The organism is Aquincola agrisoli, from assembly GCF_036621135.1.
GTDB classification, from domain to species: Bacteria; Pseudomonadota; Gammaproteobacteria; order Burkholderiales; family Burkholderiaceae_C; genus Aquincola; species Aquincola agrisoli.
Genome location: NZ_JAZIBG010000036.1, coordinates 682,875 through 689,677, shown reverse-complemented (window position 1 = coordinate 689,677; position 6,803 = coordinate 682,875). Strand labels below are relative to the sequence as shown.

The 6,803-nt window shown below is 71.8% G+C and carries 7 protein-coding genes and 1 pseudogene; 5 read left to right on the top strand and 3 right to left on the bottom strand.

Annotation, left to right across the window (positions count from 1 at the left end; translation table 11 throughout):
- The 3 genes and pseudogenes from V4F39_RS19735 to recR all read left to right on the top strand — a co-directional run.
- Positions 1-680 (top strand): annotated as a pseudogene (locus tag V4F39_RS19735) (DNA polymerase III subunit gamma/tau); the annotation flags it as partial.
- A 68-nt stretch (positions 681-748) separates the two neighbouring features.
- A complete protein-coding gene (locus V4F39_RS19730; protein ID WP_332291538.1) occupies positions 749-1,075 on the top strand; it encodes a YbaB/EbfC family nucleoid-associated protein in 327 nt (108 codons plus the stop codon).
- 18 nt (positions 1,076-1,093) lie between these two features.
- Complete coding sequence (gene recR, locus V4F39_RS19725) at positions 1,094-1,699, top strand: recombination mediator RecR (protein ID WP_332291537.1); 606 nt, start codon at positions 1,094-1,096, stop codon at positions 1,697-1,699.
- A 21-nt stretch (positions 1,700-1,720) separates the two neighbouring features.
- Here recR and V4F39_RS19720 read toward each other — a convergent pair whose 3' ends face one another.
- Together V4F39_RS19720 and gloB are read right to left on the bottom strand one after the other, a co-directional pair.
- Positions 1,721-3,418, bottom strand: a complete 1,698-nt coding sequence (locus tag V4F39_RS19720) for a transglycosylase SLT domain-containing protein (protein ID WP_332291536.1) — start codon at positions 3,416-3,418, stop codon at positions 1,721-1,723.
- Positions 3,415-4,185, bottom strand: coding sequence for a hydroxyacylglutathione hydrolase (gene gloB / locus V4F39_RS19715; RefSeq protein WP_332291535.1), 771 nt, complete (start codon positions 4,183-4,185; stop codon positions 3,415-3,417). Before gloB ends, V4F39_RS19720 begins: the two co-directional genes overlap by 4 nt.
- 93 nt (positions 4,186-4,278) lie before the next feature.
- Between gloB and V4F39_RS19710 the strand changes: the two genes are divergently transcribed.
- On the top strand, positions 4,279-5,076 hold the full coding sequence (locus V4F39_RS19710; protein WP_332291533.1) for a class I SAM-dependent methyltransferase: 798 nt from the start codon (positions 4,279-4,281) through the stop codon (positions 5,074-5,076).
- A gap of 49 nt (positions 5,077-5,125) precedes the next feature.
- The gene (locus V4F39_RS19705) at positions 5,126-5,575 is read left to right on the top strand and encodes a ribonuclease H family protein (RefSeq protein WP_332291532.1); all 450 of its coding nucleotides are present in this window, start codon (positions 5,126-5,128) and stop codon (positions 5,573-5,575) included.
- Positions 5,576-5,605: 30 nt separating this feature from the next.
- Here V4F39_RS19705 and moaA read toward each other — a convergent pair whose 3' ends face one another.
- Positions 5,606-6,730 carry a GTP 3',8-cyclase MoaA gene (gene moaA / locus V4F39_RS19700; RefSeq protein WP_332291531.1) on the bottom strand — a complete coding sequence of 375 codons (1,125 nt, stop codon included), beginning with the start codon at positions 6,728-6,730 and terminating at the stop codon, positions 5,606-5,608.
- Between the last annotated feature and the right edge of the window lie 73 nt (positions 6,731-6,803).

Below are 6,803 nucleotides of genomic sequence, written 5' to 3'. Positions count from 1 at the left end.
CGGCGGCCGCCGCCCCGGCGCCTGCGCTGGTCCGGCCCGCCATGGCGGCGCGGCCGCCCGCGCCGACGGGGGGCGGGCGTGCCGCCTCCATGCCCGAGCCGCCGGCCTGGCTCGACGAAGCGCCGCCGAACGACGAGCGCGAAGAGGCGCCCGCCGCAGCGGACTTCGGGGCCGTCGAGTCCGAAGCCGCCTATGTGGAGGCGCCGCTCGCCGCCGCCTCCCCCGTGCGCATGGCCGAGCAGCCCCCGGCGCCCCCTGCCGTGCCGCTGGTGGCCACGCCGCTCGGAGACCGCTGGGCGGCCGTCGTGCGGCAGCTGAACGAACGCCAGGCCATCGTCGCGATGGTGCGCGAGTTGGCGATGCAGTCCGAGCTGTTCGCGATCGAGGAGGCCGACGGCGAATCGCCCTGCTGGTGCCTGCGGGTCGAGCGGGAGTCGCTGCGCGCGCCCACGCTGCGCGACAAGCTGCAGGCCGTGCTGGCCGACGTCGCCGGCGTGCCGGTGCGGCTTTCGGTCGAGTCCGGTATCCCGCAGGATTCGCCGGCCCGCCGCGACGCGGCGGAACGCGAGCGCCGGCAGCGCGAGGCCGAGCAGATCATCCTCAACGATCCGGTGTTCCTCGGCCTGCGGGCGCGCTTCCCCACGGCGCGCATCGTGCCCGGCTCGATCAAGCCCCAATGACGCCGCCTGCCGGCGCCGGCTTCCGGCACCGCTGCGGCACCCCCTTTTTTTCCTGGAGCGACCCCGCCATGATGAAGAACCAACTCGCCGGCCTGATGAAGCAGGCGCAGGCCATGCAGGACAACCTGAAGCGTGTCCAGGACGAACTCGCGACGCTCGAGGTCGAGGGCCAGTCTGGCGCCGGCCTCGTCAAGGTCGTGATGACCTGCAAGCACGACGTCAAGCGCATCACCATCGACCCGAGCCTGCTGGCCGACGACAAGGACATGCTCGAGGACCTCGTGGCCGCGGCCTTCAACGACGGCGTGCGCCGTGCGGAGGCGCTGAGCCAGGAGAAGATGTCCAAGGTGACGGCAGGCATGCCGCTGCCCCCGGGCATGAAGCTGCCCTTCTGATCGCCGGCCTGCCGTCGCGTGGCCACGTCCCATCTCGCAACGCTGATCGAGGCCCTGCGTCGCCTGCCCGGGGTGGGCGTCAAGTCCGCGCAGCGCATGGCCTTCCACCTGCTGCAGCACGACCGCGAGGGCGCGAGCCGGCTCGCGCAGGCGTTGGCGGCGGCGGTGGAGCACGTGCGGCATTGCGAGCGCTGCCACACCTTCTCCGATACCCCGCTGTGCGACACCTGCGCCGATCCGTCGCGGGACGCACGCCAGCTCTGCGTCGTGGAAACGCCGGCCGACCAGGCGGCGCTGGAGCGTTCGGGCGGCTACAAGGGCCAGTACTTCGTGCTGATGGGGCGCCTGAGCCCGCTCGACGGCATCGGCACGCGGGATCTCGGCGTGCAGGCGCTGATGCGGCGCGCCGGCGACGGCCAGGTGCAGGAGGTGATCCTGGCGCTCAGCTTCACCGCGGAGGGCGACGTCACCGCGCACGTGCTCTCGCAGGCGCTGCGGGCGATCCAGGGGCCCGACGGCACTCCGCTGCAGGTGACGCGGCTGGCGCGGGGCGTGCCCGCGGGCAGCGAACTGGAATACGTCGATCTCTCGACGATCGCGCACGCGCTGGTCGACCGGCGCTGAACGGCGCCGGCCGCCGGGCGGTCAGTGCCGGGACGCCGCCTGCGGTGCGTCGGCCACCTTCACGCCTGCACGAACAGGCGTCTTCGAGGCAGCGACCCGGGTCGGGGCCTTGCGGCTGGCGGCGGCCGGCGCGCTCTTGGCCACGCGCTTCATGGGCGTCTTGGCTTGGGCGACTGCGGCCTTGCCACGGGTGTGGACGGTCTTGGCGGCCGATGCGGTACGCGTGGTGGGCACGGCATTGGGCAGGTACACCACCACCCGGCTGCCGGCCTTGAAGCGGGCGCCGGCGCCGACGTCGTTCCATTGTGCGAGCTGCGCCGCCGATACGCGGTAGCGCCGCGCCACCGCGGCGACCGTCTCGCCCTTCTTGCCGACGCGCACCGTCGTGCGGCGCAACGGCGGCACGTCGGGCGCCAGCAGCATCGCCGCGTTGTCGGCGACGTGCACCGGCACGTCGGCGCGGCTCTGCTCGCTGCGCGGCACCAGGAGCGTCGAGCCTGCCTTGACCACCATGCGGGGCGGGATGCGGTTGACGTCGCGCAGCTGGGCCTCGCTCATGCCCACCTCGCGTGCGGCATCGGCCGGCTTCATGGTCCTGGGCACCACCCATGCCGTCCAGGTCGCCAGCGGGCCCTGGTGCTTGCGCAGGCTGTGCAGGAAGGTGTTGGCGTTGTCGTAGGGCAGCAGGATCTGCGGCGTCCCCGATGCCAGGATCACCGGCTTGTTCATCTGCGGGTTGAGGTCGGCGAAGTCGGCGCCCGACATGCCGGCCAGGCGCGCCGCCAGCTCGACGTCGATGTCGCGCTCGATCGGCACGCTCAGGAAATACGGGTGGTTCTCCAGTGCCGGCAGCGTCAGCGTGAACTCGGCCGGCCGCGCCACGATGTTCTTCACCGCCTGCAGCTTGGGCACGTAGTTGCGGGTTTCGTCGGGCATGCGCAGGCTCAGGTAGTCGGTGCCCAGGCCCGCCTTCTGGTTGCGCGCGATGGCGCGCTGCACGCTGCCCTCGCCCCAGTTGTACGCAGCCAGCGCGAGGTGCCAGTCGCCGAACATGCCGTGCAGGCGCTCGAGGTAGTCGAGCGCCGCGCGGGTGGAGGCCAGCACGTCGCGGCGGTCGTCGCGGAACATGTTCTGGCGAAGCTCGAAGTCGCGGCCCGTGGCCGGCATGAACTGCCACATGCCCGACGCCTTGGCGACGGACATGGCCTTGGGGTTGAAGGCGCTCTCGATGAAGGGCAGCAGCGCCAGCTCGGTGGGCATGTTGCGCTTCTGGACTTCCTCGACGATGTGGAACAGGTAGCGCGAACCGCGCTCGCTCATGCGCTGCACGTAGTCGGGGCGGCTGGCATACCACTGCTCGTGCACGCGCACGAGGTCGGTGTCGAGGTCCGGCATGCCGAAGCCGTTGCGCACGCGCACCCACAGGTCCGTTCGGGCGGCATCGTCGTCGATGTTGATCGGCACCTCAGGGCGCAGCGGGTCGACCGGGGCGCCAGCGGCTTCTGCGGCGGGCTGCTGGGGCGACGTGGGTGTCGACACGGGTTGGACCGGCGCCGCGGGCGGCGTGGCGGCGACGGGGGCGGTGTCGATGGTGGAGGAGCTGCCTGTGCCGGCGCCCGGGGGGGCGGTGGTCGCGCAGGCGGCCAGCAGCAGGGAAGCGGTGAGGGCCGTGAGGCCGCTGAGGCCCAGGGGGCGTCGGGGTTGTGGCGGTGTCGTCATCGGAAATTGTTCTTCCATTCACGCAGCGTGGCGAAAACCGTGACCGGCGAGGCATCGGCGGCCCCGTGATCACGCGCGGCGCGCACGACGGCCGGAGCCGTGCTGCGCAGGAAAGGGTTGACCTCGCGCTCGCGCGCGATGGTGGAGGGCAGGGTGGGCAGTCCTTGTGCGCGCTGCTCGCGGCACCAGGCGGTGTAGTCGGCAAGCGCCGAGTTGCCGGCCTCCACCGCCGCTGCGAAGCGCAGGTTGGACAGCGTGTACTCATGGGCGCAGCACACCCGCGTGCTGCCGGGCAGGGCCGAGAGGCATTCGAGCGACTCGTGCATCTGCGCGGGCGTGCCCTCGAAGAGCCGCCCGCAGCCGCCGGAGAACAGCGTGTCGCCGCAGAACAGCACCGGTCCCTGAGGGAAGTCGCGCAGCAGGTAGGCGACGTGGCCGGCCGTGTGGCCGGGCACGTCGATCACCTCGAAACGCAGGCCCATCAGCGTGACCGTGTCGCCGCCCTCGACGCGCAGCGCCGGCTCGGGGATGTGTTCCCGACGTGGCCCGTAGACCGGGCCTGTCAGCCTCGGCCGCAGCGCATCGACGCCGCCGACGTGATCGGCGTGGTGGTGCGTCACTAGAATGCCGGCGAGCTCGAGGCCCCGCGCACCGAGCGCTGCCTCCACCGGCGCCGCTTCACCCGGATCGACGACGAGGGCCTGAGCGCCGTCGTCGATCATCCAGATGTAGTTGTCGGTGAAGGCGCTGATGGCTGCCAGGTTCATACGTTGGGGGTCGCTGCCGCGAGTGCGGAATTATAGAAAGCCGATCCTCATGAAAACTCCTTGTGGTACGCCTCTTTACAAGCGAAGTTGAAAGTGCCGGATCACGATGACCTCGTGGCCTGGCTGGCCACGCCGCCGGGGCGCTATCTGCTCGCCTGGGAGCAGGACCGGCTCGACCGCGCGGTGGTGGACCTGTTCGGCTTCCATGCGCTGCAGCTCGGCTTGCCGCAGCTCGATGCGCTGCGCGCCAACCGCATGCCGCACCGCTGGCTCGCCACCGACGCCCCGCAAGGCATCGCCATGCCGCCGCGCGCCGTGTCGCTGCACTGCGATTTCGACGCGCTGCCTTTCCCGAGCCAGAGCCTCGACCTCGTCGTGCTGCCGCACACGCTCGAATGGGCGCGCGACCCGCACCTCACGCTGGCCGAGGTCGAGCGCGTGCTGATGCCCGAAGGCCGCGTGGCGATACTCGGCTTCAATCCGGCCGGGCTCTGGGGCCTGCGCCAGCGGCTCGGGCGCCTGCGCCGGGGCCTCGGCGGCACGGCGCCCCTGTACCTGCCGCGCGCGTCCGACCTGATCCACTACCGGCGCTTGCGCGATTGGCTGCGGCTGCTCAGCTTCGAGGTGGAGGGCGGCCGCTTCGGCTGCTACCGCCCGGCGCTGCGTTCCGAGCGCTGGCTCGACCGCTTCGGCTGGATGGACGACGTGGGCGATCGCTGGTGGCCGGTGCTGGGCTCGGTGTACTTCCTGCTCGCCGTCAAGCGCGTGCGCGGCATGCGGCTGGTGGGCCTGGCGCGGCGCCAGCGCAGCGCACCCCATGCCGCGCCGGCCGTGGTGGCGCAGCGCCGGCCTTCGATGAACCTCGACAACGACAACTCAAGGACTCCCTGATGACACGAACCGACATCCGCCGCGCCGTCGCGGCCGCGAGGACCGCCGCATGAAGTGGGTGGCCTACACCGACGGCGGCTGCGCCCCGTCCAACCCCGGCCCGGCGGGCTGGGGCGTGGTGCTGATTGCGCCCGACGGCGTCACCGAGACCGACCACTACGGCTTCATCGGCCCCGGCACCAACCAGATCGCCGAGCTCACGGCGGCGATCGAGGGGCTGACCCGCGTGCCCGAGGGCGCGGCGGTCGAATTGGTGTCCGACAGCCAGTACGTGCTGAAGGGCTTGACCGAATGGCGCGCCGGCTGGGAGCGCAAGGGCTACCGCAACTCGAAAGGCGAGCCGGTCGCCAACCTGGCGCTCTGGAAGCGCCTGTTCGCGCTGGCCGACGCACGCCGCGTCACCACACGCTGGGTGCGCGGCCACAACGGCGAGGCCTACAACGAACGCGCCGATGCGCTGGCCAACCAGGCGCTGCGGCTGAAGGCCGGCAGCGCCTGACTGACCCGGCGGGGCGGAGGTGGCTGTCCCTCAGCCGCCGATGTAGTGCATCTCGACGCGGCGTTCGCCGCCCGGCCCGTCCACCGAGGCGGGCTGCAGGCCTCGCAACTCGGAATAGCGGTCTTCGCGCTGGCCCCAGGCCGCGGCGATGGCGTCGGAGATCTGCTCGTCGGCCGCGCCGCCGCGCAGCAGCGCGCGCAGGTCGTGGCCACGGCTGGCGAAGAGGCAGAGGAACAGCTTGCCCTCGGTGGAGAGGCGGGCGCGGTTGCAGTCGTGGCAGAACGCCTGCGTCACGCTGGAGATGAGGCCGATCTCGCCGCCGCCGTCCCGCCAGCGCCAGCGCTCGGCGGTTTCGCCGAGCGGGCCCGCCACCACCGGCTCCAGCGGGTGGATGACGTTCAACCGCGCCAACACCTCGGCCGAGGGCAGCACGTGGTCCATGCGCCAGCCGTTGGTGCTGCCGACGTCCATGTACTCGATGAAGCGCAGCGTGATGCCGGTGCCGCGGAAGTGGCGCGCCATCGGCTCGATCTCCTGCTCGTTGGTGCCGCGGCGCACGACCATGTTGACCTTGATCGAGTGGAACCCGGCGCGCTGTGCGGCATCGATGCCGGCGAGCACGTCGGCCACCGCGAAGTCGACGTCGTTCATGCGGCGGAACACCGCGTCGTCGAGGGCGTCGAGGCTGATGGTCACGCGCTGCAGCCCGGCGTCCTTCAGCGCCTGCGCCTTGCGCGCCAGCAGCGACGCGTTGGTGGTGAGCGTCAGGTCCATCGGCACGCCGTCGACCGTGGGGATCTCGGCCAGCATCGCGACGAGGTGCTCGAGGTTCTTGCGCAGCAGCGGCTCGCCGCCGGTCAGCCGCAGCTTGTGCACGCCGTGCGCGGCGAAGAGGCGCGCGAGCCGCGTCGTCTCCTCGAAGCTCAGCAGCGCCGCGTGCGGCAGGAAGCGATGGTCTCGGCCGAAGATCTCCTTCGGCATGCAGTAGCTGCAGCGGAAGTTGCAGCGGTCGGTGACGGAGATGCGCAGGTCGCGCAAGGGGCGGCCGCGCCGGTCGGACAACAGGCCGCTGGGCGGCACCGCAGCGCCGCCGGCAGGCGGGGGGGCGGGGGGCGCCGAGCGCCAGTCGGCAATGGGGATCACCTTGTCGGCCATGCCGTGATTGTGCCGGCTGGCCCTGAAGCGCCCGACGTGGAAAACGCCGAGGCGGCGAGGGGTATGCGGTCCG